Source organism: Polynucleobacter sp. HIN5 (assembly GCF_030297555.1).
Taxonomy (GTDB): domain Bacteria; phylum Pseudomonadota; class Gammaproteobacteria; order Burkholderiales; family Burkholderiaceae; genus Polynucleobacter.
The window spans coordinates 1,220,679-1,245,882 of sequence record NZ_AP028136.1; the positions used below are offsets into that span (position 1 = coordinate 1,220,679).

A 25,204-nucleotide genomic window follows, 5' to 3' on the forward strand; every position below is an offset into this window, starting at 1 on the left:
GTGTACTTAGTAAGCAATGTAAATATGGGTATACAAAATCCAGGCCATTAAGCCAATCAAACCGACGATCATGGCAAAGGCATAGTGATAGAGATAACCTGACTGCAAATGACGGATCACCCCAGAGAACTTACCAACCAAATGAGCGCTACCGTTCACCACAAAACCATCAATGACTCGTTGATCGCCCTGCTTCCATAAGCCGCCACCAATCAGCAGCGCGCCCTTTGCAAAAATCCATTGATTCAAATCATCAAGGTAATACTTGTTATCCAATAGGGTCTTGATCGGGGCAAAGGTCTTAGCGATTTTCTCGGGCAAGGATGTAGCCCACAGGTAGCAGATGGCTGCTACTAAGACACCCAAGACCAACAAAATAAACACGGGGGTCGTAAAGCCATGCAAGGCCATCGCCACTGGCCCGTGGAAATGGGATGCAAACATTGCGAGCGTAGGATGCTTAGCCTCATCAATATAGATCGCGTCCCCAAAGAAACTACCAAACAACATGGGATCAATGGTGTAGTAACCAATAATCACCGAAGGAATTGCCAATGCAATCAACGGCAAGGTGATCACCCAGGGTGACTCGTGAGGCTTCTCGCCTGGTGCAAGACCATGATGATGCTCATCGTGCGCATCATGCGAATGGTGATGGCCATGATCATGACCAAAGCGCTCTTTACCATGGAAGACATAAAAGTAGAGGCGGAAGGAATACAAAGCGGTCACGAAGACACTCGCCATCACTGCAAAGTATGCAAAGCCCGATCCAGGGATGGTGCTTGCTGCCACCGCCTCAATAATCGAGTCTTTGGAGTAAAAGCCCGAGAAGAATGGTGTGCCAATCAATGCCAAGGAACCAATCAACATCATCAAACAGGTAATTGGCATGTATTTCCAGAGGCCGCCCATCTTGCGCATGTCCTGCTCGTGATGCATTCCAATGATCACACTACCCGCGCCTAAGAACAGCAAGGCCTTAAAGAAGGCATGGGTCATTAAATGGAATATAGCAATTGGATAGGCAGAGACGCCGAGCGCAACGGTCATATAGCCCAATTGCGAGAGCGTTGAATACGCTACCACACGCTTGATATCGGTTTGCACGATTCCTAAGAATCCCATGAAGAGTGCGGTGATTGAGCCCATCACCAGAATGAAGCTCAAGGCAACATCGGAGAGCTCAAACAATGGCGACATGCGGGTCACCATAAAAATACCCGCGGTCACCATCGTCGCCGCATGAATCAACGCAGATATTGGGGTTGGACCTTCCATCGAATCCGGCAACCAAACATGCAATGGAAACTGCGCTGACTTACCCATTGCCCCAATAAATAGACAGATACAAGCGGCAGTGATCAGATTCCAGTTTGTTCCTGGGACAGTCTGCGCTGCTAAGACAGTATTTTGGGCAAAGATATCGGCGTAGTTCATCGAGCCAGTGGCCGCAAGTAATAGCCCAATCCCCAAGATGAACCCAAAGTCGCCCACCCGGTTGACCAAGAAGGCCTTCATGTTGGCAAAAATCGCGGTAGGCCGATCGTAATAGAAACCAATCAACAGATAAGAAACAACGCCAACCGCCTCCCAGCCAAAGAATAACTGCAGCATGTTATTGCTCATAACGAGCATCAACATCGCAAAGGTGAACAAGGAGATGTACGCAAAGAAACGGTTATAGCCCTCCTCACCTGCCATATAGCCAATGGTGTAAATGTGAACCATCAGAGAGACAAAGGTCACCACCACCATCATCACGGCGGTCAATGGATCAATCAGAAAACCAATATCAAAACTCAACTCGCCAATCTTCATCCAGGTGTAGACGCTACCATCGAAGTAATAGCCGTTCATTACCTCATATAAAACCCAGCACGACAGCAAGAATGCAATTGCGACCCCCAAAATGGTGATCGATTGGGATGCCACTTGACCAATCCGATTGCCAAAGAACTTCGTGCCTAATAGTCCTGCAAACGCCGCTCCCACTAGCGGGGCTAGTGGAATCGCACAAAGATGGGCAGTTGTTAAAGCAGTGGTCATGTCAACTAGCCTTTGAGATGGTCGAGATCTTCGGTATTAATTGTGTCAACTTTGCGGAATAGAACCACCAAGATTGCCAAACCAATTGCAGCCTCTGCTGCAGCTACGGTCAGAATAAAAAATACAAATACCTGACCGGCCATATCACCTAAGTAATGGGAGAACGCCACAAAGTTCATATTGACAGCAAGCAACATCAACTCAATTGCCATCAAGAGGATGATCACGTTACGTCGATTCAGGAAAATGCCGACGACGCTGATTGCAAACAGAATGGCGCCGAGAACTAAATAATGAGCAAGGGTGATGGTCATGCTGGATCACCTGGTTTGGTTCGAGACTTGAGGTCTTGCTTGGCATCACGCTCAGCATCCATCGAGACAATCCGCATCCGATCTTTAGCGGAAACTGCAACTTGATCTGCAATATTTTGCCCTTTGACATCTTTGCGTTTGCGCAGTGTGAGGGCAACAGCTGCGATGATGGCGACCAATAAGACAATGCCTGCGACCTCAAAGGCATAAATGTATTCTGTAAACATTAAATAACCAAGGGCTTGGGTATTATTTGCTGCCACTACATCGGGCAAGACATTCACGGGTGCGGTAGTCCCAATAAAGCCGCGGATTAATACGATCGAGAGTTGCAAGATGATCACCACACCAATTAGCATGGCGAGTGGTAGATACTTCTTGAAATCACGTCGGAGATGCGCAAGATCCAAATCGAGCATCATCACCACGAATAAGAACAGCACCATCACAGCACCTACGTAGACCAGGATCAGAATCAGACTCAAGAACTCGGCCTTGAGTAACATCCAGATACCCGAGGCACTAAAGAATGCCAAAACCAAGAATAAGGCTGCGTGCACAGGATTGGGAACCGTAATGACCCGCAATGCGGAAATCACCAACAGTGCCGCGAAGGCGTAAAAAAAAGCTGAGAAGATGAAATTAGGGTCGAGGGTCATAAATCAATCAACGGTATGGCGCATCCGCCTCTCGGTTGGCTGCAATTTGCTTTTCGTATTCATCACCGACTGCCAGCAACATCTCCTTGGTGAAATACAAATCACCGCGCTTATCGCCGAAATACTCAAAAATATTCGTCTCAACAATGGCGTCTACCGGACAAGCCTCTTCACAATAGCCACAGAAAATGCATTTAGTAAGGTCGATGTCATAGCGCGTTGTTCGGCGGGTACCATCCTCACGCTGATCAGACTCAATCGAGATTGCCAGAGCCGGGCAAACGGCTTCACACAGTTTGCATGCAATGCAACGCTCTTCCCCATTGGGATAGCGACGCAGCGCATGTAAGCCACGAAAACGGGGTGACAATGGGGTCTTCTCTTCCGGATACTGAATCGTAATCTTGGGTTTAAATAAATAACGCCCAGTAATCGACATTCCTTTAAGAACATCTTTGAGCATTAAGCTATTGAGAAACTGAGAGGCGCGCTTGAACATAGTGATTAGCTCCAAATGTTCCAGGGGGACAAAATCCAGGCCCCAACCAACAATACCCAAACCACAGTTAGCGGAATAAAGATCTTCCAGCCCAAACGCATAATTTGGTCATAGCGATACCGCGGCAATGAAGCTCGCAACCAAATAAAGCACGAGAGCACAAAAAAGATCTTCGCAAATAACCAAAAGAATCCTGGGATGTCGCGTAAGATGGGTAGATCAAGGATTGGCAACCAACCGCCCAAAAACATAATCGAGGTTAGGGCAGCAATCAGAATCATATTGGCGTATTCGGCCAAGAAAAATAAGGCAAAGGCCATACCGGAGTACTCCACCATATGGCCCGCAACAATCTCAGACTCCCCTTCCACAACGTCAAATGGATGACGATTGGTTTCTGCAACCCCAGATATGAAATAGATCACAAACATCGGCAACAAAGGCAGCCAGTTCCACGACAAGAAATTCAAGCCCATGTCGGCGAAGATGCCAACTTCTTGGGAGCGCACGATGTTACTGAGATTTAATGAGCCGGCCACCATTAATACGGTGACCAAAGCTAAACCCATGGCAATTTCGTAAGAAATCATTTGAGCAGAAGCACGCATGGCACCTAAGAATGGGTACTTCGAGTTTGAAGCCCACCCTGCCAAGATCACGCCATACACACCCACCGAGGTAATAGCCATGACATATAGGAGACCCGCGTTTACATCCGCTAGAACCAAGTCTGCCTGAAATGGCACCACTGCCCATGCAGCAAGCGCAGGGGTTAGCACCATCAATGGGGCAATGATGTAGAGGGTATGGCTTGCTCGTGTTGGAGAGACGATTTCCTTCATCAGGAGCTTTAATGCATCCGCGATTGGCTGGAGTAAACCAAGGGGACCAACCCGATTAGGGCCTAAGCGGATGTGCATCCAGCCAATCAACTTGCGCTCCCACAGCGTGAGGTAAGCGACTGCACCAAAGATGGGTAATACGATGATCAGGATCTTCGCTAGGCTCCAAACCAAAGGCCAGAACGAACCAAACAGTTGTTCACCATGGCTAGTAATGAGATCGATCCAGTTGCCCATAGCTAACTTAAGCGCTCACCGTTAATTTAGAAAGAGCTACTTCACCAAACATCGCTGCTAGATGACCACTCAGCTCCGTGGCTGTTGCAATGCGCACTACACCTTCGGCCAAGCCGGGTTGTAATTGAACGCCTACTTCAACTGTCTGGCCAGCTTGGGTAAGCGCCACGCGATCACCGGCCTGTAAACCTAGTTGAGTCCAAAGGGTCTCCCCCACTCCAACCATATTGGCATCCTTTGCATCACGAGTGCGTTGCAATGCAGGGGCGCGGCGCACAATCGCATCACTTGAATAAATCGCTTGATCGGCGAGGCGCTCGAGTGATGCGGTAATCTGAACCTGCTCTTGGATCTCAGGGCTAGCTGTGAAGCGATTGTTGAGTTGGTCTTGTACAGGCTTCGCAAACGCATCGGCATAAACCTCCTCCGGGAGCTTATACAAAAAGCCCTCAAGGTTTAGAAGACTTCCGAGTGCACGCAGCACCTTCCATGCCGGTCTGGCATCGGCCAAGGGTCGAACGGAAGGCTGAATCGTTTGCACCTGCCCCGCTAAGTTCACAAAACTTCCAACCGTTTCGGTATAGGGAGTGATTGGCAGAATCACATCGGCTAACTCAAGCAAATCGGGGCTCGTGTAGGCGCTCATCGCAATTACGGTATCGGCGCCTTGTAACGCAGCTCGGGTTTGTTGTGGGTTGGGTAAATCCTGAAGTGGCTCGACGTGTAACATCACATAGGCGCGCGCCTTACTTTGTAATACCGTATCAATGCTGCCTTGGTTACCTTGCGTTGCGCCAACCATTTGCGCCCCAACCGAATTACCGCCTTCGCACAAGAACCCAAAGGTACATCCCGTATGCTTGGCAATAAACTCGGCGAGAACATGTAAATCGGAGGCGTTGGGATGATCAATCGCTAAGGATCCCAAGAATATTGCCTGCGGCTCAGGGCTCTCAAGTTTGGCATTGCTGAGTAATTGATCTGCAATCGCTTGCACCTGTGGAGAAACACTTTTCGCAGAGAGGCCAGCGGGAGACTGAACGGATTTTGCTTGCGCAATCGCTTGAGCAATTTGACCTAATTGATCCACCCACTGACTGGGCTTGGATTTCAGATGGGCAGCAATCGGCATGAGCCAATCGTTTCCACCTGCATCGAGTCGATAAACCTTGAGGCCCTGCTTGGTCGCCGTGCGCATCCGAGCAGCGATCAGCGGCAGATCTTTACGCAAATGGCTACCGATCACTAGAACACTTTTGAGTTCACCGAGCTTGGCAATTGGCATACCTAACCAAGGAAGCGTTGCAGCTCCGCGGGTATCGGTTTGGCGCAAGCGCGTCTCAATTTGCTGACTTCCTAGACCGCGCATCACTTTTTGCAAGAGGTAAAGTTCTTCAGCGCTTGCGATGGGGTGAGCCAATGCCGCTAACGCCTGACTACCATGCTGCTTCTGAATATCACTTAATGAGTGCACGACGTAATCGAGGGCGGACTGCCAATCGGTCTCTAACCACTGCCCATTTTGTTTCACCATCGGGGTGGTTAAACGATCAGGGCTATTTAGGCCTTCATACGCAAAGCGATCGCGGTCACTAATCCAACACTCATTGATGGCCTCGTTCTCGAGGGCTACAACCCGCATCACATGATTGGCCTTCGTTTGTACGGTAGTGTTGGCACCGACGGCATCATGTGGACTGATCGAGCGCTTGCGGACCAACTCCCAGGTACGCGCGGCATACCGAAATGGCTTACTCGTTAAGGCGCCCACCGGGCAGATATCAATCATATTGCCCGAGAGCTCAGAGTCAACCGTTTGGCCCACAAAGGTCGTGATCTCCGAATGCTCGCCACGGTTAATCATGCCAAGCTCCATCACACCAGCAACCTCTTGTCCGAAGCGCACACAACGGGTGCAGTGAATGCAACGCGACATCTCTTCCATGGAAATGAGTGGTCCGACATTTTTATGAAAGACCACGCGCTTCTCTTCTTTGTAACGAGAGCTGGATTTGCCATATCCAACGGCTAAATCTTGCAATTGGCATTCGCCACCTTGGTCGCAGATCGGGCAATCCAAGGGATGATTAATTAACAAAAACTCCATCACGGATTTTTGAGCCTCAACTGCCTTGGCCGAATGGGTAAACACCTTCATACCGGCCATCACGGGGGTTGCGCATGCCGGCAATGGCTTAGGCGCCTTCTCCACTTCAACCAAACACATGCGGCAGTTTGCTGCGATGCTCAGTTTCTTGTGATAACAAAAATGAGGAACGTAAGTCCCCAACTTATTGGTGGCATGCATCACCATCGAGCCTTGTGGAACCTCAACAGGCTTACCGTCGACATGGATCTCAATCATGTTCACCGTACTCATGATTAGGCGGCCTTGGCAAATGAAGAGACCATGCAATGCTTATGCTCGATGTGGTAAGCAAACTCATTCATATAGTGTTTGAGCATTCCTTGGACCGGCATCGCAGCGGCATCACCTAAAGCACAGATCGTCCGCCCTTGAATATTTCCGGCAACGTCTTTGAGAAGATCCAAATCCTCTGGGCGACCTTGACCGTGTTCAATGCGATTAACGATGCGCCAGAGCCAACCAGTCCCCTCACGGCATGGGGTACATTGGCCACACGACTCTTCGTGATAAAAATACGAGAGGCGCAAGAGTGAGCGCACCATGCAACGGGTCTCATCCATCACAATCACCGCTCCAGAACCAAGCATCGATCCAGCCTTGGAGATTGCGTCGTAATCCATCGTGATATCCATCATGATCTTGGCAGGCAAGACCGGCGCCGATGATCCACCAGGGATCACTGCTTTGAGCTGTTTGCCATTGCGCATTCCACCTGCCAACTTCAATAACTCTGCAAAGGGCGTTCCGAGTGGAACCTCATAGTTGCCTGGGTAGGTAACGTCACCTGATACGGAGAAGATCTTGGTGCCGCCATTATTGGGCTTACCCAATTTAAGGTAGGCCTCCGCACCGATGGCCAGAATAAATGGCACGGCTGCAAAGGTCTCGGTGTTGTTAATGGTCGTTGGTTTGCCATATAGACCAAAGTTCGCTGGAAAGGGTGGCTTAAAGCGGGGCTGCCCTTTCTTGCCTTCAAGCGACTCTAAGAGCGCAGTCTCTTCTCCGCAAATATAGGCACCAAAGCCTGGGGCGGCATGCAACTGGAAGTTAAATTCCGTTCCTAAAATCTTCTCTCCAAGATAGCCAGCCGCACGCGCTTCCTCAAGGGCCTCTTCAAAGCGCTCATAGACTTCCCAGATCTCGCCATGAATATAGTTGTATCCGGTTGAGATCCCCATGGCATAGGCGCCAATGATCATGCCTTCAATCAATGCATGGGGGTTATAGCGCATGATGTCGCGGTCTTTAAAGGTACCGGGTTCGCCCTCGTCGCTATTGCACACCAGATATTTATTGCCAGTGTAGTTCTTAGGCATGAAGCTCCACTTCAAGCCCGTTGGAAATCCAGCGCCTCCACGGCCACGCAGTGACGATGCTTTGACTTCGGCAATCACGGCATCCGGGGTAATCTTTTCATTGAGAATCCGGCGCAGTTGTTGATAACCGCCGCGCGCCTCATAGTCTTTGAGATGCCAGTTCTTGCCATCCAAGCCAGCCAAGATTAAGGGCTTGATGTGACGACTATGCAAACTGGTCATACGCTCCCCCGTTTTGCTTGCGCATTTAACTCATCCAATAAGGCATCGATCTTTTCTTGGCTCATAAAACTACACATGCGGTGGTTGTTCACCAACATCACAGGTGAGTCGCCACAAGCGCCCATGCACTCACCCTCTTTTAAGGTGAAGGTTCCACATGGCGTGGTCTCATTGAAATTAATTCCGAGTTTTTTCTTGAGATAGTCGGCAGCCTCTTCACCGTGCGTAAGTTGACAAGGTAAATTGGTGCAGATCACAAGTTTGAATTTACCAATCGGCTTGGTCTCATACATGTTGTAGAAGGTTGCTACCTCCTCAACTGCAATCTTGGGCATCTCCAGAATATGCGCCACCTCCGCAATAATCTCGGGAGAAACCCAACCATGCTCCTCTTGTGCGGCAATTAGACATGCCATCACCGCCGATTGTTTTTGCTCTGGCGGATACTTCGCAATATTGCGATCCATCGATGCGCGGGTCTTAGCAGAAAAAAGGGATTGGGTTGTCATCATGATTTATCGATCGATCTCACCAAACACAATGTCTTGGGTCCCAATGATGGTGACCGCATCGGCAATCATATGACCCCGTGACATCTCATCCATGGCTGCTAAATGGGCAAAACCAGGTGCTCGGATCTTTAAGCGGTAGGGTTTGTTAGCGCCATCCGAGATCGCATAGATACCAAACTCGCCCTTGGGATGCTCAACCGCTGCATAGGCTTCACCCGCTGGTACATGAATCCCTTCGGTAAAGAGCTTGAAATGATGAATCAACTCTTCCATATTGGTTTTCATATCAACGCGCTTGGGTGGGGCTACTTTGTGGTTATCACTCATTACTGGGCCTGGATTGGCACGCAACCACTTCACACACTGCTGAATAATGCGATTGGATTGACGCATCTCTTCCATGCGCACTAAATACCGATCATAGCTATCGCCATTCACGCCCACCGGAATATCAAAATCCAACTGATCATAGACTTCATAAGGCTGCTTCTTGCGCAAGTCCCAGGCAAAACCAGAGCCACGCAACATCGGGCCAGTAAAGCCCATCTGTAGAGCTCGCTCAGGCGAGACTACGCCGATACCCACCAAGCGTTGCTTCCAAATGCGGTTATCGGTCAATAAATTGTTGTACTCATCCACATTCGCTGGGAAGCGATTACTAAAGTCTTCAATGAAATCCAATAATGATCCGCTGCGGCTCTCATTTAAGCGCTTCACGGCCTGCTCACTCCGAATCGCTGACTTGGCGTATTGAGGCATCTTCTCAGGCAAATCGCGATAGACCCCGCCGGGACGATAGTAGGCTGCATGCATACGCGCACCGGATACTGCCTCATACATATCAAAAATATCTTCGCGATCACGGAAGGCATATAAGAAGATTGCCATCGCACCAACGTCAAGACCATGGCAGCCAACCCAGAGCAAATGATTGAGTAGACGGGTGAGCTCATCAAACATCACGCGGATGTATTGAGCACGCACTGGCACGTCCACATCCAAGAGTTTCTCAATGGCCATGACATAGGCGTGCTCGTTAACCATCATCGATACGTAATCAAGACGATCCATGTATGGCACACTCTGAATCCAAGTCCGGGTCTCGGCGAGTTTCTCGGTCGCACGATGCAATAAGCCAATGTGCGGATCGGCGCGTTGGATCACTTCGCCATCGAGCTCAAGCACTAAACGCAATACACCGTGAGCCGCAGGATGCTGGGGACCAAAGTTGAGGGTGTAGTTCTTAATCTCAGCCATTTGCTAAGCCACCGTATTGTTCTTCACGAATCACGCGTGGGGTCACTTCACGCGGATCAATCGTGACTGGCTGATACACCACCCGCTTTAACTCCGGGTCATAGCGCATCTCAACATGGCCGGAGATTGGGAAATCTTTACGGAATGGATGGCCAATAAAGCCATAGTCGGTCAAGATGCGCCGCAGATCCTCATGGCCATCAAACAGGATGCCAAAGAGATCGAAGGCCTCGCGCTCAAACCAATTGGCCGAGTTCCAAATAGGAACCATCGATGCCACCAAGGGGTAGTCATCGTCTGGGGCAAATACCCGAATGCGCAGACGTTGGTTATGCTTGATCGACAGTAAGTGGCTAACCACCGCAAAGCGGGGGCCGCTCCAAGTGCCATCGGCATAGTCTTTGTAATCAACTCCACATAAATCAATGAGCTGCTCAAACGCTAAGCTGGGATCGTCTCGCAATAACTTAGCTGACTCAGCATACGTTGCGTGATGCAAGACGATGGTCAACTCACGATGATCGATCGTGGCACTCTGAATACGGTTGCCTAAAACACGATCCAATTGCAAACGAAGTTGTTCGAGGCGATCGCTCATCTCAACCCTTCCGCGCAATGGTACTGGTACGGCCAATTTTGGCCTGCAATTGAATGATGCCGTAGATCAAGGCTTCGGCCGTTGGTGGACAACCAGGAACATACACATCCACTGGAACGATACGATCACAGCCGCGGACCACCGAATAAGAGTAGTGATAATAGCCACCACCGTTAGCACATGAACCCATCGATATCACCCAACGCGGTTCTGGCATCTGGTCATAGACCTTACGTAAAGCGGGGGCCATTTTGTTACATAAGGTGCCCGCCACGATCATCAAATCCGATTGACGAGGCGAGGGACGGAACACCACCCCAAAACGATCGAGGTCGTAACGCGATGCGCCCGCATGCATCATCTCAACTGCGCAACAGGCCAAACCAAAGGTCATCGGCCAAAGCGATCCGGTTCTGGTCCAATTAATTAACTGGTCAGCCGAGGTAGTTACAAAACCTTGTTTTAGAACACCTTCAAGTGCCATCGACGTCTACTCCCAATCCAGGGCGCCCTTTTTCCAGATGTAAGCAAAACCAACGATAAATTCGAGGAGGAAAATTGCCATCGCAATGTAACCTTCCCAGCCAATATCCCTCAAGGCAATGCCCCAAGGAAATAAAAAAGCGGTTTCGAGATCAAATAGGATAAAGAGAATGGCGACTAGGTAGTAGCGCACATCGAATTTCATACGAGCATCTTCAAAGGCTTCAAAGCCGCACTCGTAAGGAGAATCTTTTTCTGAATAAGGTTTGGAGGGGGCTAACACTTTTCCCAAAACAATGGGAGCAAGACCGACGCCGATACCGACAAGAATAAACAACAGTACTGGGAAGTAATTTGAAAGGTTCAACTTCTTCTATCCTGTGTCAGATTTCCAAACGTTCGAATTATCAACGACTTTCATTTTGGGACTCTTGATTTACAGCAATAAGACAAGAATTCCCGACCAAACTAATCCACTTTGGTGCCGACGGCGAGACTCGAACTCGCACAGCCTAAGCCACTACCCCCTCAAGATAGCGTGTCTACCAATTTCACCACGTCGGCATCTTGGAAAAGCCCTACAACAACCTTCAATTCTACCGCATTGCACCCTCCAAAAAGGTGCAAATTAGCGAGGTACAACCGGTTTACCGGGTTCCGAACTTGCTCCATTTGCTGGGGTCGCGCCACCTTGCTGGGCAGGGGCCACGGTCGGCAAGGTTGAGTTAGATAAAACCCCTGACTCAACAGGCTTTTTAGTACCCAACCACGTAATTCCTAGGGTGCTCACAAAAAAGATTACTGCAAAAATAGCGGTGGTGCGCGAGAGGAAGTTTGAGGAACCGGTTGCCCCAAATAAACTGCCTGAGGAGCCTGAGCCAAATGCAGCGCCCATATCAGCGCCCTTGCCTTGCTGAATCAAGACCAAGCCAATAATAGCCAATGCAGAAACTACTTGCAGGACCACGAATAAAGTTTTAAGCCATTCCATTTCTGTTCTCCATATCGTCATTCATCATGCAATCCATCAGGCCCGACAGATTGCTAAAAACTCCTTAGCATCTAGCGATGCGCCACCAACTAACGCCCCATCGATATCGGGCATGGCAAAAAGCTCCGTGGCGTTATCGGCCCGGACACTGCCTCCGTAAACAATCCCAATATGAGACGCCACATCATCATCAAACTCAGCCAGTTGCAGCCGAATCGCCCGGTGCATATCTTGGGCCATTTGCGCACTCGCAACCTTGCCTGTACCAATTGCCCAAATCGGTTCGTATGCAATCAAGCAATCCACCAAGCGGTCCTGCAGAGTGCTCACCTGACTGGCAACCTGTCGCCTCACCACCTCGACTGCACGCCCAGAATTTCGCTCATCCGCTGTTTCACCAACACAAATGATTGGGGTCAGCTCATGATCTAAAGCCTGCTCAGCTTTGAGGGCAATGCTCTCATTAGCCTCGCCATATTGCATGCGACGCTCCGAATGGCCCACGATCACAAAGCGCACACCCATCTCCTGCAACATGCTCGCGCTCACCTCACCGGTATATGGGCCAGATGCATAGGCTGATACATCCTGAGCTCCCAACTGAAGCTGCGAACTTCCTAAATAATGACTGCATTCTTGTAAATACGGGAAGGGCACACAGACAGCAAAACGCCGACCTGCCGGCATTCCCTGCTGTATCTCTGCAGTGACCGTTTGCAACCAATCCCGGTTACTACGAACACTGCCATTCATCTTCCAATTACCGATGACCGTCAATGCGCGCATAGCAACTCTCTTACACCGTTAAAACAATTTTTCCGACATGCTCGCTCGATTCCATCAATCGATGCGCATCGGCGGCTTGCTCTAAGGAAAAGGTTTTATAAATGACTGGCTTTAGTTGACCGGCGTTCAGCAAGGGCCAAACCGTTTGATACAACTCTTTGGTAATTTGATGTTTAAAGGCAACCGGTCTAGGACGCAAGGTCGATCCCGTAATGGTTAATCGGCGACGCAGTATCTGACCGGTATTCACTTCGGCCTTTGAGCCTCCCATGATGGCGATCACCACAATGCGACCATCATCGGCCAAGCAATCAATCTCGCGCTGCAAATACGTGCCGGTGACCATGTCCAAAATGACATCCACACCCTTACCATTGGTAGCCTTCTTAATTTCTTCTACGAAGTCTTGGGTTTTGTAATTAATCGCTAGATCCGCGCCCAATTGCGTGCAAGCTGCGCACTTCTCATCGCTTCCTGCGGTCACAAATACCCGATGGCCAAAAGCTTTAGCGATAAGAATCGCAGTCACACCAATACCACTTGAGCCGCCCTGCACCAGCAAAGTCTCACCTTTACTCAAACGTCCCCGCTGAAATACATTGCTCCATACGGTAAAGAAGGTTTCTGGCAAAGACGCTGCCTCAATATCTGTGAAGTCTTTTGGATAAGGCAAGCACTGAGCAATTGGGGCGGTGCATAAATCCGCATATCCGCCACCCTGCACGAGTGCACACACTTTATCGCCCACCTTTAAACCAAAGGTGTTATCAGCATGCACGAGATCGCCGCCAATAATCTCTCCGGCCACTTCAAGGCCGGGGATATCGGATGCGCCTGGAGGAACGGGATAATGCCCTTTTCGTTGCAAGACATCCGGACGATTAATGCCGGCTGCCTTCACCCGAATTAAGACCTCACCTGAGCTTGCGCTTGGTATAGCAGGATCTGGGCGCTCCGCTTTGACCAACATCTCTGGAGCGCCATACTCCCGAATCTCCATGACACGCATACCTATACTCCTACTTAAACGGTCTCGTTGGGACTATCGCTTGCCTGCGTATCTGCTGAACCAGACTCCGGGGTTAACAGAGCTTTCATCGATAAACGCAAACGACCGCGCTCATCGGCTGCGAGTAATTTCACGCGCACGATCTGACCCTCTTGCAAGAAATCTTTGACATCCTTCACGCGCTCCGTTGAAATCTCAGAGATGTGCAACAGTCCGTCTTTACCTGGGAGAATATTGACGAGAGCGCCAAACTCGAGCAACTTCACTACGGGGCCTTCATAGACCTTTCCAACTTCGGCTTCAGCGGTAATGCCTTCAATCTTGGCTTTTGCTTGCGCCATGCCTTCTGCGCTAGTTGAGGCGATCGTGACCGTACCATCATCTTTAATATCAATGCTGCAACCGGTTTCTTTGGTGAGCGCCTGAATCGTTGCGCCGCCCTTACCAATCACTTCACGAATCTTGTCTGGATGGATCTTAAAGCTCACCATGCGTGGTGCATGCTCCGATAACTCTGTACGCACAGAGCCCATGGCTTCTTGCATCTTGCTCAAAATATGCAAGCGGCCTTCTTGGGCTTGGGCCAACGCAACCTGCATGATTTCTTTAGTGATGCCTTGAACCTTAATATCCATCTGCAAGGCGGTAATCCCATTAGCAGTACCAGCTACCTTAAAGTCCATATCGCCTAAGTGATCCTCATCACCCAAGATATCGGTTAACACTGCAAAGCGATTGCCATCCAAGATGAGGCCCATGGCAACACCGGCCACATGCGCCTTCACTGGAACACCGGCATCCATCAGGGCCAAGCAACCACCGCAGACCGAAGCCATCGAGGATGAACCATTGGACTCCGTAATCTCAGAAACCAAACGAATGCTGTACGCAAACTCTTCCATGCTTGGCAATACCGGCACTAAGGCACGTTTTGCTAAACGGCCGTGACCAATCTCGCGACGCTTGGGTGTGCCAACGCGACCGGTCTCACCCGTTGCAAATGGAGGCATGTTGTAGTGAAACATAAAGCGATCGCGGTACTCACCTTCGAGCGCGTCAATGATTTGCTCATCGCGCGCAGTTCCAAGAGTTGCAACCACCAGGGCTTGAGTCTCACCACGGGTAAAGAGTGCAGAGCCGTGGGTGCGTGGCAATACGCCGTTGCGAATTTCAATCGGGCGCACAGTGCGAGTATCGCGGCCGTCAATGCGTGGCTCACCATTGAGAATTTGGCTACGTACGATCTTTGCTTCGATCTCGAACAAGAGATTACCAACCTCTACTTCATCCACTTCTCCGTCAGCGGCCAACTGGGTCATGACATTTGCAACCACTTCTTTAATCTTGGTGGAGCGAGCTTGCTTTTGACGAATTTGATACGCATCGCGCAATGGGCCCTCTGCCAAGCTTTGTAATTTGGCAATTAAGGCTTCGTTCTTCGCTGCCGGCTTCCAATCCCATTCGGGCTTACCAGCATCACGAACCAGTTCTTGAATGGCATTGATTGCGATTTGTGACTGCTCGTGACCGTATACAACAGCGCCCAGCATGACAGATTCAGATAACTGTTGCGCCTCGGACTCCACCATCAATACTGCGGCTTGGGTGCCTGCCACGATCAAATCGAGTTCGCTCGTCGCTTGCTCGCTACGATTGGGGTTGAGTAAATACTGACCGTCACGGTAACCAACGCGCGCTGCACCCATTGGACCATTAAATGGAATACCTGAAATAGCCAGGGCTGCAGACGATGCGATTAAGGCTGGAATATCGGCTGGCACATCAGGATTAATCGACATGACATGCACGACCACCTGGACTTCGTTGTAGAAACCCTCTGGGAACAATGGACGAATCGGACGATCAATCAGACGTGAGATTAAAGTCTCACCCTCCGACGGACGTCCCTCACGACGAAAGAATCCACCAGGGATCTTCCCTGCCGAGTAAGTCTTCTCGATGTAGTCAACCGTTAAGGGAAAAAAGTCTTGACCCTCTTTGGCGGTTTTGGCACCGACTACTGTGGCAAGCACCACGGTGTCATCCATATTGAGGAGCACCGCACCACTCGATTGGCGAGCAATCTCACCAGTTTCCATCGTGACCGTGTGTTGGCCCCATTGAAACGTTTTCACAACTTTATGAAACATTGACATCTTTTTTTCTCCAAACATACACACCGCGGATCCACAGCGCCGCGGTATCACTGGAGTGATTGGTTGATGAACCCAATTGGGATGCCATTCCAGTGCACCTCTTTAGAAAGAAGTGCATTGGAATGACACGATCCCTAGAAGCCGGACATCTTGAACCACTCAAAGTAGAGCCTTGCCCGTTTGGCAATACCCTACTTCATTGCAATGCTGACAAAAACAAAAAATTACTTACGTAAACCTAGTTTGTCGATCAGCGCGCGATAACGGTCCAGATCCTTGCTCTTGAGGTAATCCAAGAGACGGCGACGGCGCGAGACCATTTTCAACAAGCCACGACGGCTGTGATGATCTTTTGCATTTGCCTTGAAATGGGGGGTAAGTTCATTGATACGGGCGGTTAATAATGCCACCTGAACTTCGGGGCTACCCGTATCGTTTGCGCCACGCGCGTTTTGTTTGACGATTTCCGCCTTATTAATGTCTGCAACTGCCATTTTCATACTCCATACGTGCGGTCACTCAAGCTTGCACCTGATATGCCGTGTTAATAAAAAGCTTTATAAATCAAAGCTTCAGCATTCTAACAGACCGCATCCTCCGATTGTGAGCAATGCGGTCTGCTAGTTAATAAAGTTATATAAATCAATAAGTTATGGTTTAGGGTGCCATCTGGGCATTGAGCTTGATGGCGCTTGGATCGTGCAATTTATTTAAAGCTGCCAAATAAGCCTTGGCCGAGGCGGCAATGATGTCGGGGTCCATGCCCACTCCGTTCACAATCCGCCCCCCTTTGGAGAGCCGCACTGTGACCTCGCCCTGCGACTCCGTACCCGACGTAATGGCATTCACCGAGTAAAGCAAAAGTTCGGCACCACTTTGCACCTTGTTCTCAATGGCATGCAAGGTGGCATCGACTGGACCATTGCCTTCGGCCTCCGAATGCACATCGTGACCGCCCATCTTGAACACCACCTTCGCCGATGGCTTTTCACCGGTCTCAGAATGTTGGTTCAAGGAAATGAAACTGAAGTGCTCATTCTGATCAGCCACTGAAGAGTCTGACATTAAAGAAATAATGTCTTCATCAAAAATCTCGGCCTTTTGATCGGCTAAAGCTTTAAAGCGTGCAAATGCATCATTGAGTTCACTCTCCGACTCCAACACAATCCCCAACTCGGCAATGCGTTGCTTAAAGGCATTGCGACCAGACAACTTACCCAGCACGATGCGGTTGGTCGCCCAGCCCACATCTTCGGCACGCATAATTTCATAGGTATCGCGCGCTTTCAATACGCCGTCCTGATGAATACCTGATGCATGGGCAAAGGCATTGGCGCCAACCACTGCTTTATTTGGTTGCACCACAAAGCCTGTGATTTGCGAAACCAACTTAGAGGCTGGCACGATCTGTTTGGTATCAATGCCCACATCCAATTGAAAGAAATCCTTCCGAGTTCGTACCGCCATGACAATTTCTTCTAAGGACGTATTGCCCGCGCGCTCGCCAAGACCATTAATCGTGCACTCCACCTGGCGGGCGCCGCCAATGTGCACACCAGCTAAGGAGTTGGCCACGCCCATCCCTAAATCGTTATGGCAATGCACGGACCAAATTGCTTTATCCGAGTTCGGAATCCGAGTGCGTAAGGTTTTAATGAACTCGCCGTAGAGTTCAGGAACGGCATAGCCAACCGTATCAGGAACATTAATCGTGCTCGCACCTTCTGCAATGACCGCTTCCAAGACCCGGCACAAGAAGTCTATGTCCGAACGGTAGCCATCCTCAGGAGAGAACTCAATATCCCCAGCCAAGTTTCTGGCAAAGCGGATGGATTTTTTGGCCTGCTCATACACCTGCTCCGGGGTCATGCGCAATTTCTTTTCCATGTGCAACGCACTGGTTGCCAAGAACACATGAATCCGTTTTGCATTGGCTGCCTTCAAGGCATCGGAAGCACGCGTGATATCAGTCTCATTGGCACGTGCGAGTGAGCACACTACCGAGTCTTTCACCGCTGCAGCAACGGCAGAGATTGCTGCAAAGTCACCCTCTGAGCTAGCCGCAAAGCCGGCCTCAATCACATCGACCCGTAAGCGTTCAAGTTGACGAGCAATCCGTACTTTCTCATCCCGGGTCATCGATGCACCAGGTGACTGCTCACCATCACGCAAGGTGGTATCAAAAATAATTAATCGGTCACTCATCATTGATTCCTTCTTTAATAATCCAATACTCTGTTTTCTAAAACAAAAACCCCAGCGGTTTGGCTGGGGCTGGTTTGCGAACTTAGTGCCTTACTTCATGTGTCTAAGCGCGACCCGCCCCGAGCCGAAGGCCCAGTGCTAGAAGAAGTAGAAATGCACTTAATTGATTCATCATGTAAATACTATACCGCATTTACTCGGACTTGGCCGAGACTGTGGTTTCGCCACCAATCCGACGGCCCATCGCCCGCTCCCACATCCACAATACATAGCCAGACAGGGAATACACCACAAAGAGGCCAAATAGAGTCAAGGGTGGATTCGAAGAAATCAATACAAAACCGAGGATCAAAAGAACCATGGCCCAGAACGGTACTCGATACCGAATATCCAAGGCCTTGCCACTGTAAAAACGGGCGTTCGAAACCATGGTGAGTCCTGCATAAATCGTAATGAAGAAGGTTACCAACGGAATCGCAGAGTCCTTGACTGGTATCTTGTTATCGTCAGCCAACCAAATAAAACCCGCCAAGAGCGCTGCAGCCGCTGGACTTGGCAGGCCCTGGAAAAACTTTTTATCCACCACACCAATGTTGGCATTAAAGCGCGCCAATCGAAGTGCGGCGCCGGCACAGTAGGTAAATGCTGCTAACCAACCCCACTTACCCAGATCTTTTAAGACCCACTCATACGCCACTAAGGCTGGAGCCACACCGAATGAGACCATGTCAGCCAGAGAATCGTATTGCTCACCAAATGCACTTTGCGTGTTGGTCATCCGCGCGATTCGACCATCCATGCCATCAAGCACTAGTGAAGCAAAGACGGCGATGGCCGCAACTTCAAAACGATGGTTCATCGCGTTCACAATCGCAAAGAACCCGCAGAACAATGCCGCCGTCGTAAATAAATTCGGTAATAAGTAAATACCTTTGCTCCGAGGACGAGGCGGCTCGACGACAAGATCATCCTCCGTTAAATCCTCCGCAGAATCCCACTCCTCGCGTCGCGTATTTTTACTCCGCAGAAAACGCGAGCGGTCCGTACGGAACTTACTGCGCGGGGTCATGGCCTAATCCAATCCCGGTAAACGAGCAAGCGCGGTATTGGTAGCAAAGACCTTCTCGCCAACACTCACTAAGGGCTCGGCCTCCAAAGGCAAATACACATCTACCCTCGATCCGAAGCGGATAAATCCATAACGTTCGCCGCGTTTCACACGGTCGTTGACGCGGATGTAGCATAAAATTCGTCGTGCAACCAAACCTGCGATTTGCACTAAGGTGACCGTTTTACCATTAGCGTCAATCACGACCGCATTACGCTCATTCTCCGTCGAGGCCTTATCAATACTGGCATTAAAGAACTTGCCTGGGAAATAGGTGACCTGCTTAACAAGGCCACTCACGGCACAGCGATTGGAGTGCACATTAAAGACGTTCATAAACACACTAATCTTTAAGGCTTCCCGATTGGCATAGGGGTCATGGGCTTTCTCAACCACCACAATACGGCCATCGGCTGGCGATAAAACAAGATCTTTCCCTAAGGGGGCGATTCGTTGTGGATCACGGAAGAACTGCAAGGTGAAGATAAAGAATAGCCACAATGGCCATGACCAGAAAAAACCTGCGTAGCGATGCACCACAAAAGCGAAGGCCCCAATCACAACCAGATAGAGCCAGCCCTCTTTGGCAATGATGGGGTGTGGATACATCATCAGATGATTTACCTTCTGAACTTAGTTCTTCGACTGGTCAACGAGCTTGTTTTTCGCAATCCAAGGCATCATGGCGCGCAACTTCGCACCCACAACTTCGATCTCATGATCAGCAGTCAAGCGACGACGTGAAATCAAGGTTGGCGCACCAGCCCGATTTTCAAGGATGAAGCTCTTGGCGTACTCACCCGTCTGAATATCGTGCAAGGCCTTGCGCATCGCATTCTTGGTTTCCTCAGTCACAATTCGTGGGCCAGTGACGTATTCACCGTACTCTGCATTGTTTGAGATGGAGTAGTTCATGTTAGCAATACCACCTTCATAAATGAGATCCACGATGAGCTTTAACTCGTGCAAGCACTCAAAATAAGCCATCTCAGGGGCATAACCGGCCTCAACCAAGGTCTCATATCCGGCTTTGATCAACTCCACGGTACCGCCGCACAGCACGGCTTGCTCACCAAACAAATCGGTTTCGGTCTCTTCACGGAAATTGGTCTCGATTACACCAGCACGACCACCACCATTGGCAGTTGCATACGAAAGGGCTAAATCACGTGCAGAGCCCGACTTGTCCTGATAAACCGCGATCAAATGGGGCACACCACCACCTTGGGTGTATGTGCTGCGCACGGTATGACCAGGTGCCTTGGGAGCAATCATGATGACATCCAAATCCGCACGAGGAATCACTTGGCCATAATGCACATTAAAGCCATGGGCAAATGCTAAAGCGGCGCCTTGTTTGATGTTGGCATGCACTTCATTCTTATAAACCTCGGCAATTTGCTCATCAGGCAACAGCATCATGACCACATCCGCATCCTTCACTGCCTCAGCAACTTCTTTCACTTGCAAACCAGCATTGGCTGCTTTTTTCCATGAGGCACCATCTTTACGTAAACCAACGGTGACCTTCACGCCAGAGTCATTCAAGTTTTGGGCGTGAGCATGGCCTTGCGAGCCGTAACCAATAATGGTTACTTTTTTACCTTTGATCAGGGACAGATCGGCGTCCTTGTCATAAAAAACTTTCATACGATTTCCTTAAATTAAATAAAGAGTGATTAAAACTAAACTTTGAGAATGCGTTCTCCGCGCCCAATTCCTGAACCGCCAGAGCGGACAGTTTCCAGAATCGATGCGCGATCAATTGCGCTAATAAATGCATCTAACTTACTACTTACACCGGTTAGCTCGATCGTGTAACTTTTATCGGTCACATCAATAATGCGGCCTCGGAATATATCCGTAGTGCGTTTTAACTCCTCACGCTCCTTACCGACCGCCCTCACCTTAATCATCATGAGCTCGCGCTCGATATGAGGGCCCTCGGTTAAATCAAAGACCTTCACCACCTCGACCAAACGATTAAGGTGTTTGGTGATTTGCTCAATCACATCATCTGAGCCAATGGTCACCAAGGTCATGCGCGATAAAGACGGATCTTCGGTCGGCGCAACGCTCAATGTCTCAATGTTGTAACCGCGCGCTGAGAACAAACCAACGACGCGCGAGAGCGCTCCTGGCTCGTTCTCGAGCAAAACAGAAATAATGTGACGCATTAGAGATCCTCACTTCCAAGCAGCATCTCACTAATGCCTTTACCCGCTTGCACCATGGGCCAAACGTTTTCCTGTGGATCGATCTGGAAATCCATAAATACAGTGCGATCCTTTAATTTAAGTGCCTCTTTCAACGCTGGCTCAACATCGGCCTTGGTCTCAATGCGCATCCCCACATGGCCATAGGCTTCAGCCAACTTCACAAAATCGGGTAGTGAGTCCATGTACGAACTGGAATAGCGTTTGCTATAGGTCAACTCTTGCCATTGACGCACCATGCCTAAATACCGGTTATTTAAGGAAACGATCTTGATCGGTGTGTTGTACTGAGTGAGCGTTGAAAGCTCCTGAATACACATCTGGATCGAGCCCTCTCCGGTAATGGTGACGACCTCCTGATCCGGGAACGCCTTTTTAATTCCCATGGCATAGGGCAAACCAACACCCATGGTGCCTAAACCACCCGAGTTAATCCAGCGACGCGGTTCATTAAACTTATAAAACTGGGCCGCCCACATCTGATGTTGGCCAACATCTGAACACACAAAGGCATCGCCCTTAGTCAACTCCCAAAGCTTCTCAACCACGTATTGAGGCTTCACGATTTGTGAGTCACGATCGTATTTCAGGCAATCGCGCTTCTTCCACTCATTAATCTGATCCCACCACGCCTTCACCTTCGCTTGATTCTTGCGGGCTGGTGCCGCTCTCAGTTGAGCGCTCATATCCACCAAAATCTCTTTAAGATCGCCCACAATCGGAACGTCTACCTTGACCCGCTTTGAAATCACTGAGGGGTCAATATCAATGTGAACAATCTTACGCGGATGGCTTGCAAAGTGTGCCGGGTTACCAATCACACGATCATCAAAACGGGCGCCGATTGCAATCAACACATCGCAGTGCTGCATGGCCATATTGGCTTCATAGGTGCCATGCATTCCAAGCATACCCACAAACTGCTCATGCGTACCTGGGAATCCCCCCAAGCCCATGAGCGTATTGGTTACGGGATAGCCCAAGAGTTCGGCAAACTCTTTAAGCTCTTTGGCGGCTTCCGCCATGATGATGCCGCCACCCGTATAAATATAAGGACGCTCAGCCTCTTGCAATAAGGAGACGGCTTTGCGGATTTGGCCGCTATGACCCTTGATCACCGGATTGTAGGAGCGCATGCTCAAACTATCGGGGTAAACAAAGGGCGCCTTAGTTGCCGAAATGTCCTTTGGAATATCTACCAACACGGGTCCTGGACGACCAGTACGTGCAATATGAAATGCTTTTTTAAGAGTGGCCGCAAGGTCATTAATGTCTTTGACCAAGAAATTGTGTTTGACGATGGGTCGCGTGATGCCCACGGTATCGGCCTCTTGGAAGGCATCCTCACCAATTGCGTAGGTTGGAACGTTACCGGTAATGATGACCATCGGAATGGAATCGGTATAAGCAGTCGCAATTCCAGTAACAGCGTTCGTTACTCCAGGGCCGGAAGTGACCAATGCCACACCCACCTTACCAGTGGCTCGCGCGTAGCCATCGGCTGCATGAACCGCGGCCTGTTCGTGACGAACCAAAATGTGTTCGAACTTATCTTGTTTGAAGATCTCGTCGTAAATAAAGAGAACCGCACCGCCGGGATAACCCCATACGTATTCGACGCCCTCAGCGTGCAAAGCATGCACCAACATCTCGGCACCAATCATTTCAGGGGCAGATTGTTTTGTGGGACTTTGGTTGGAGTCGGATTGGGGACCGGTTGCGGCCTGACCACCTTTGGTGGCTAAAAATTCAGCGTTACTTGTATTCATTGTCATTTTCCTTTGCAATTTTCGGCAAAAAATTGTTTAGGCTGCTCTGTCCCTTACTTATGGTCCGGGTTCGAACGGCACTGCCGCAAAGAAAAAAGACTGCCACTTCTTGGATGGTCTCTTTGCGGTAAGCCCTCCATTGTAAAGCAATCGCCTAGAATGAGCGAGTTCAGGCCATATTTTGGGTCCAATCCTAGCAACGAAACCACACAAACAACGCTTATTTATTCGTAGCAAAGCACATGGCATCTGCCCAAGAACTTGACCAATTTCTCGCAGCTGTTGAGAAAAAAGCCTTCAAACAGGCCGTCTATGCGGTTCGGGATGAGGCCGCTGCCCTTGATGTGGTGCAAGATGCCATGATTAGCTTGACTCAAAAATACGGCGATCGGCCGGCCGCAGAGCTGCCACTGATTTTTACCCGAATTCTGCAAAATCGGATCCATGACTGGTTTCGTCGCCAAAAAGTGCGCTTCGCCCACGAGACCCCCTTCTCAGCTTTGGGGACGGGTAATGATGGTGAGGAAGACTTTGATCCCTTGGAACTGATTGAGATACGGGATGGCGGCCCAATACCCCAGGATGCTAGTGCGGCATTTGCTAATCAAGAGTTATTGGCTATCCTTGAGGCAGAAATATCAAAACTGCCAAGTCGTCAACGAGAGGCCTTCCTCATGCGTTATTGGGATGAACTCAGTACTTCTGAAACGGCCCTTGCCATGGGATGCAGCGAGGGAAGCGTTAAAACCCATTGCTCCCGAGCCGCCCACACTTTGGCAGCTGCTTTGAAGGCCAGAGGAATTGTGTTGTGATGATGAATGCCAATCAACAAAATTTGGATCTAGTCGAGCAAGAGTTTGGGGAACGGGTAACCCGTTTATTAAGTGCTCAATCTGAGAATCTCAGCAGTGATGTCCAATTGCGCTTACGAGATGCGCGCGCCACTGCCATTAGTCGCACGAAGGCGGAACCCGTCTTTGTTGCACAATTCCAAACGACCCATCGCAGCTTTCGGAATTCATCTTGGAATAAACCCATTTGGTCATTTACTGGTTGGCTGGTCCCTGTCGCTGTCGTAGTCCTTGGCTTAATTGCCATCACCGAATGGCAAGAAGACTTGCGCATCAATGACATCGCCAATGTGGATATTGCCCTACTCACCGATGATGTGCCACCCGATGCATTTGTTGATAACGGCTTTATGGCATTCTTAAAACTGAAGACCGTCGCCAAACCAGAGACGGATGAGCAAAAGTCCGAAGAAGAAAAAATTTAGTAATGCAAGTCCGACTTCTGGCACCAGCCCTTCTCGCTCTCTTCGTCGCACTGTCGACCTTTGGGGTTTATGCACAGACTTCTGAACCAAGCGCGCCCGCTAAGGCTGCTAGTAAAAAAGTCGATAAGCTCGCTTGGAATCAATTAAACCCTCTGCAGCAAACCGTACTCGCACCATTGGAGAATGATTGGCAAACCTTGAGTAATGACCGTAAAACAAAATGGTTGCGGGTTGCCAATCGCTACCCGTATATGACCGCGCCCGAGCAAGAACGTCTTCAGGGGCGAATGGCCGATTGGGCAAAGCTACCCCAAAAGGATCGGCGCATCGCACGCGATAACTATCTATCGAGTTTGCAAATTCCAGCGGAGCAAAAAGTGGCTGCCTGGGAAGCCTATCAACAACTCTCTGAAGAAGAAAAGCAAAAACTTGCCCAGCAGGAACTCAATAAAAGAAAGTCGGGGGCGGTTACGGCACCCGCAATCCAACCGCGCGCGGTCATCAACCCCCCTTCTGGGCCCACCCCAAACTCCACAATCAAATAAACTCTG

General features: G+C 49.8%; 26 protein-coding genes and 1 tRNA gene. 3 read left to right on the top strand and 24 right to left on the bottom strand.

The features are described from left to right. Positions 1 to 6 precede the first annotated feature (6 nt). The 24 genes from nuoL to QUE61_RS06555 all read right to left on the bottom strand — a co-directional run bounded on the left by nuoL (position 7) and on the right by QUE61_RS06555 (position 23,272). Positions 7 to 2,049, bottom strand: coding sequence for an NADH-quinone oxidoreductase subunit L (gene nuoL / locus QUE61_RS06440; protein WP_286306441.1), 2,043 nt, complete (start codon positions 2,047 to 2,049; stop codon positions 7 to 9). 5 nt (positions 2,050 to 2,054) lie between these two features. After that, positions 2,055 to 2,363, bottom strand: a complete 309-nt coding sequence (nuoK, locus tag QUE61_RS06445) for an NADH-quinone oxidoreductase subunit NuoK (protein WP_108508726.1) — start codon at positions 2,361 to 2,363, stop codon at positions 2,055 to 2,057. Continuing rightward, positions 2,360 to 3,022: an NADH-quinone oxidoreductase subunit J gene (locus QUE61_RS06450; protein ID WP_286306442.1), complete on the bottom strand. Its 663-nt coding sequence runs from the start codon at positions 3,020 to 3,022 to the stop codon at positions 2,360 to 2,362. The genes nuoK and QUE61_RS06450 overlap by 4 nt, the downstream gene beginning before the upstream one ends. Positions 3,023 to 3,029: 7 nt before the next feature. Beyond that, positions 3,030 to 3,521, bottom strand: coding sequence for an NADH-quinone oxidoreductase subunit NuoI (gene nuoI / locus QUE61_RS06455; protein WP_108508728.1), 492 nt, complete (start codon positions 3,519 to 3,521; stop codon positions 3,030 to 3,032). 5 nt (positions 3,522 to 3,526) lie between these two features. Continuing rightward, a complete protein-coding gene (gene nuoH, locus QUE61_RS06460) occupies positions 3,527 to 4,600 on the bottom strand; it encodes an NADH-quinone oxidoreductase subunit NuoH (protein ID WP_286306443.1) in 1,074 nt (357 codons plus the stop codon). A 7-nt stretch (positions 4,601 to 4,607) separates the two neighbouring features. Further along, positions 4,608 to 6,965 (bottom strand): NADH-quinone oxidoreductase subunit NuoG, encoded by a 2,358-nt coding sequence (gene nuoG / locus QUE61_RS06465; RefSeq protein WP_286308318.1) that lies wholly within the window; start codon positions 6,963 to 6,965, stop codon positions 4,608 to 4,610. 17 nt (positions 6,966 to 6,982) lie between these two features. Beyond that, on the bottom strand, positions 6,983 to 8,287 hold the full coding sequence (gene nuoF / locus QUE61_RS06470) for an NADH-quinone oxidoreductase subunit NuoF (RefSeq protein ID WP_286306444.1): 1,305 nt from the start codon (positions 8,285 to 8,287) through the stop codon (positions 6,983 to 6,985). Beyond that, positions 8,284 to 8,796: an NADH-quinone oxidoreductase subunit NuoE gene (gene nuoE, locus QUE61_RS06475; RefSeq protein WP_286308320.1), complete on the bottom strand. Its 513-nt coding sequence runs from the start codon at positions 8,794 to 8,796 to the stop codon at positions 8,284 to 8,286. Before nuoE ends, nuoF begins: the two co-directional genes overlap by 4 nt. A gap of 6 nt (positions 8,797 to 8,802) precedes the next feature. Then, the gene (locus tag QUE61_RS06480; RefSeq protein ID WP_108508731.1) at positions 8,803 to 10,056 is read right to left on the bottom strand and encodes an NADH-quinone oxidoreductase subunit D; all 1,254 of its coding nucleotides are present in this window, start codon (positions 10,054 to 10,056) and stop codon (positions 8,803 to 8,805) included. Next, a complete protein-coding gene (locus QUE61_RS06485; protein ID WP_108508732.1) occupies positions 10,049 to 10,654 on the bottom strand; it encodes an NADH-quinone oxidoreductase subunit C in 606 nt (201 codons plus the stop codon). The genes QUE61_RS06480 and QUE61_RS06485 overlap by 8 nt, the downstream gene beginning before the upstream one ends. Position 10,655: 1 nt before the next feature. After that, positions 10,656 to 11,138: a NuoB/complex I 20 kDa subunit family protein gene (locus QUE61_RS06490; RefSeq protein ID WP_108508733.1), complete on the bottom strand. Its 483-nt coding sequence runs from the start codon at positions 11,136 to 11,138 to the stop codon at positions 10,656 to 10,658. A gap of 6 nt (positions 11,139 to 11,144) precedes the next feature. Continuing rightward, complete coding sequence (locus QUE61_RS06495; protein WP_286223203.1) at positions 11,145 to 11,504, bottom strand: NADH-quinone oxidoreductase subunit A; 360 nt, start codon at positions 11,502 to 11,504, stop codon at positions 11,145 to 11,147. A 112-nt stretch (positions 11,505 to 11,616) separates the two neighbouring features. Next, positions 11,617 to 11,701: transfer RNA gene (locus tag QUE61_RS06500), tRNA-Leu, on the bottom strand. A 64-nt stretch (positions 11,702 to 11,765) separates the two neighbouring features. Then, complete coding sequence (secG, locus tag QUE61_RS06505) at positions 11,766 to 12,128, bottom strand: preprotein translocase subunit SecG (RefSeq protein ID WP_108508735.1); 363 nt, start codon at positions 12,126 to 12,128, stop codon at positions 11,766 to 11,768. A gap of 36 nt (positions 12,129 to 12,164) precedes the next feature. Then, positions 12,165 to 12,914, bottom strand: a complete 750-nt coding sequence (tpiA, locus tag QUE61_RS06510; RefSeq protein WP_286306446.1) for a triose-phosphate isomerase — start codon at positions 12,912 to 12,914, stop codon at positions 12,165 to 12,167. A gap of 10 nt (positions 12,915 to 12,924) precedes the next feature. Further along, on the bottom strand, positions 12,925 to 13,923 hold the full coding sequence (locus tag QUE61_RS06515; protein WP_286306447.1) for an NAD(P)H-quinone oxidoreductase: 999 nt from the start codon (positions 13,921 to 13,923) through the stop codon (positions 12,925 to 12,927). A 14-nt stretch (positions 13,924 to 13,937) separates the two neighbouring features. Further along, entirely contained in the window at positions 13,938 to 16,079 is a 2,142-nt protein-coding gene (pnp, locus tag QUE61_RS06520) for a polyribonucleotide nucleotidyltransferase (RefSeq protein ID WP_286306448.1), read from the bottom strand. Positions 16,080 to 16,303: 224 nt separating this feature from the next. Next, positions 16,304 to 16,573, bottom strand: a complete 270-nt coding sequence (rpsO, locus tag QUE61_RS06525) for a 30S ribosomal protein S15 (protein ID WP_108508739.1) — start codon at positions 16,571 to 16,573, stop codon at positions 16,304 to 16,306. Positions 16,574 to 16,736: 163 nt separating this feature from the next. After that, complete coding sequence (locus QUE61_RS06530; RefSeq protein WP_286306449.1) at positions 16,737 to 18,284, bottom strand: 2-isopropylmalate synthase; 1,548 nt, start codon at positions 18,282 to 18,284, stop codon at positions 16,737 to 16,739. 193 nt (positions 18,285 to 18,477) lie between these two features. Beyond that, positions 18,478 to 19,353 carry a CDP-diacylglycerol--serine O-phosphatidyltransferase gene (gene pssA / locus QUE61_RS06535; protein WP_286306450.1) on the bottom strand — a complete coding sequence of 292 codons (876 nt, stop codon included), beginning with the start codon at positions 19,351 to 19,353 and terminating at the stop codon, positions 18,478 to 18,480. A 3-nt stretch (positions 19,354 to 19,356) separates the two neighbouring features. Beyond that, complete coding sequence (locus tag QUE61_RS06540; RefSeq protein WP_286306451.1) at positions 19,357 to 20,004, bottom strand: phosphatidylserine decarboxylase; 648 nt, start codon at positions 20,002 to 20,004, stop codon at positions 19,357 to 19,359. Positions 20,005 to 20,025: 21 nt separating this feature from the next. Continuing rightward, complete coding sequence (ilvC, locus tag QUE61_RS06545) at positions 20,026 to 21,042, bottom strand: ketol-acid reductoisomerase (protein WP_286306452.1); 1,017 nt, start codon at positions 21,040 to 21,042, stop codon at positions 20,026 to 20,028. Positions 21,043 to 21,077: 35 nt separating this feature from the next. Beyond that, complete coding sequence (gene ilvN / locus QUE61_RS06550) at positions 21,078 to 21,569, bottom strand: acetolactate synthase small subunit (protein ID WP_108508744.1); 492 nt, start codon at positions 21,567 to 21,569, stop codon at positions 21,078 to 21,080. Further along, entirely contained in the window at positions 21,569 to 23,272 is a 1,704-nt protein-coding gene (locus QUE61_RS06555) for an acetolactate synthase 3 catalytic subunit (RefSeq protein ID WP_458574734.1), read from the bottom strand. The genes ilvN and QUE61_RS06555 overlap by 1 nt, the downstream gene beginning before the upstream one ends. Before the next feature lie 347 nt (positions 23,273 to 23,619). Between QUE61_RS06555 and QUE61_RS06560 the strand changes: the two genes are divergently transcribed. From QUE61_RS06560 to QUE61_RS06570, 3 genes are read left to right on the top strand one after another with little or no spacing between them, the layout of a single operon-like run. After that, a complete protein-coding gene (locus QUE61_RS06560; RefSeq protein WP_286306454.1) occupies positions 23,620 to 24,189 on the top strand; it encodes an RNA polymerase sigma factor in 570 nt (189 codons plus the stop codon). Continuing rightward, positions 24,189 to 24,653: a DUF3619 family protein gene (locus tag QUE61_RS06565; RefSeq protein WP_286306455.1), complete on the top strand. Its 465-nt coding sequence runs from the start codon at positions 24,189 to 24,191 to the stop codon at positions 24,651 to 24,653. The genes QUE61_RS06560 and QUE61_RS06565 overlap by 1 nt, the downstream gene beginning before the upstream one ends. Positions 24,654 to 24,655: 2 nt before the next feature. Beyond that, positions 24,656 to 25,198 carry a DUF3106 domain-containing protein gene (locus QUE61_RS06570; protein WP_286306456.1) on the top strand — a complete coding sequence of 181 codons (543 nt, stop codon included), beginning with the start codon at positions 24,656 to 24,658 and terminating at the stop codon, positions 25,196 to 25,198. Positions 25,199 to 25,204 lie beyond the last annotated feature (6 nt).

Excerpts from the sequence above, each read along its gene's own strand:
- QUE61_RS06560 (WP_286306454.1), top strand. The coding sequence starts at position 23,620 with ATGGCATCTGCCCAAGAACTTGACCAATTTCTCGCAGCTGTTGAGAAA.
- rpsO (WP_108508739.1), bottom strand. The coding sequence starts at position 16,573 with ATGGCAGTTGCAGACATTAATAAGGCGGAAATCGTCAAACAAAACGCG.
- nuoH (WP_286306443.1), bottom strand. The coding sequence starts at position 4,600 with ATGGGCAACTGGATCGATCTCATTACTAGCCATGGTGAACAACTGTTT.
- QUE61_RS06555 (WP_458574734.1), bottom strand. The coding sequence starts at position 23,272 with ATGATTGGTGCCGAGATGTTGGTGCATGCTTTGCACGCTGAGGGCGTC.
- QUE61_RS06565 (WP_286306455.1), top strand. The coding sequence starts at position 24,189 with ATGATGAATGCCAATCAACAAAATTTGGATCTAGTCGAGCAAGAGTTT.
- ilvC (WP_286306452.1), bottom strand. The coding sequence starts at position 21,042 with ATGAAAGTTTTTTATGACAAGGACGCCGATCTGTCCCTGATCAAAGGT.
- nuoL (WP_286306441.1), bottom strand. The coding sequence starts at position 2,049 with ATGACCACTGCTTTAACAACTGCCCATCTTTGTGCGATTCCACTAGCC.
- tpiA (WP_286306446.1), bottom strand. The coding sequence starts at position 12,914 with ATGCGCGCATTGACGGTCATCGGTAATTGGAAGATGAATGGCAGTGTT.
- QUE61_RS06515 (WP_286306447.1), bottom strand. The coding sequence starts at position 13,923 with ATGCGTGTCATGGAGATTCGGGAGTATGGCGCTCCAGAGATGTTGGTC.
- nuoK (WP_108508726.1), bottom strand. The coding sequence starts at position 2,363 with ATGACCATCACCCTTGCTCATTATTTAGTTCTCGGCGCCATTCTGTTT.
- nuoE (WP_286308320.1), bottom strand. The coding sequence starts at position 8,796 with ATGACAACCCAATCCCTTTTTTCTGCTAAGACCCGCGCATCGATGGAT.
- ilvN (WP_108508744.1), bottom strand. The coding sequence starts at position 21,569 with ATGCGTCACATTATTTCTGTTTTGCTCGAGAACGAGCCAGGAGCGCTC.
- secG (WP_108508735.1), bottom strand. The coding sequence starts at position 12,128 with ATGGAATGGCTTAAAACTTTATTCGTGGTCCTGCAAGTAGTTTCTGCA.
- QUE61_RS06450 (WP_286306442.1), bottom strand. The coding sequence starts at position 3,022 with ATGACCCTCGACCCTAATTTCATCTTCTCAGCTTTTTTTTACGCCTTC.
- pnp (WP_286306448.1), bottom strand. The coding sequence starts at position 16,079 with ATGTCAATGTTTCATAAAGTTGTGAAAACGTTTCAATGGGGCCAACAC.
- nuoI (WP_108508728.1), bottom strand. The coding sequence starts at position 3,521 with ATGTTCAAGCGCGCCTCTCAGTTTCTCAATAGCTTAATGCTCAAAGAT.
- nuoF (WP_286306444.1), bottom strand. The coding sequence starts at position 8,287 with ATGACCAGTTTGCATAGTCGTCACATCAAGCCCTTAATCTTGGCTGGC.
- QUE61_RS06490 (WP_108508733.1), bottom strand. The coding sequence starts at position 11,138 with ATGGCACTTGAAGGTGTTCTAAAACAAGGTTTTGTAACTACCTCGGCT.
- QUE61_RS06480 (WP_108508731.1), bottom strand. The coding sequence starts at position 10,056 with ATGGCTGAGATTAAGAACTACACCCTCAACTTTGGTCCCCAGCATCCT.
- pssA (WP_286306450.1), bottom strand. The coding sequence starts at position 19,353 with ATGACCCCGCGCAGTAAGTTCCGTACGGACCGCTCGCGTTTTCTGCGG.
- QUE61_RS06540 (WP_286306451.1), bottom strand. The coding sequence starts at position 20,004 with ATGATGTATCCACACCCCATCATTGCCAAAGAGGGCTGGCTCTATCTG.
- nuoG (WP_286308318.1), bottom strand. The coding sequence starts at position 6,965 with ATGATTGAGATCCATGTCGACGGTAAGCCTGTTGAGGTTCCACAAGGC.
- QUE61_RS06485 (WP_108508732.1), bottom strand. The coding sequence starts at position 10,654 with ATGAGCGATCGCCTCGAACAACTTCGTTTGCAATTGGATCGTGTTTTA.
- QUE61_RS06570 (WP_286306456.1), top strand. The coding sequence starts at position 24,656 with ATGCAAGTCCGACTTCTGGCACCAGCCCTTCTCGCTCTCTTCGTCGCA.
- QUE61_RS06530 (WP_286306449.1), bottom strand. The coding sequence starts at position 18,284 with ATGAGTGACCGATTAATTATTTTTGATACCACCTTGCGTGATGGTGAG.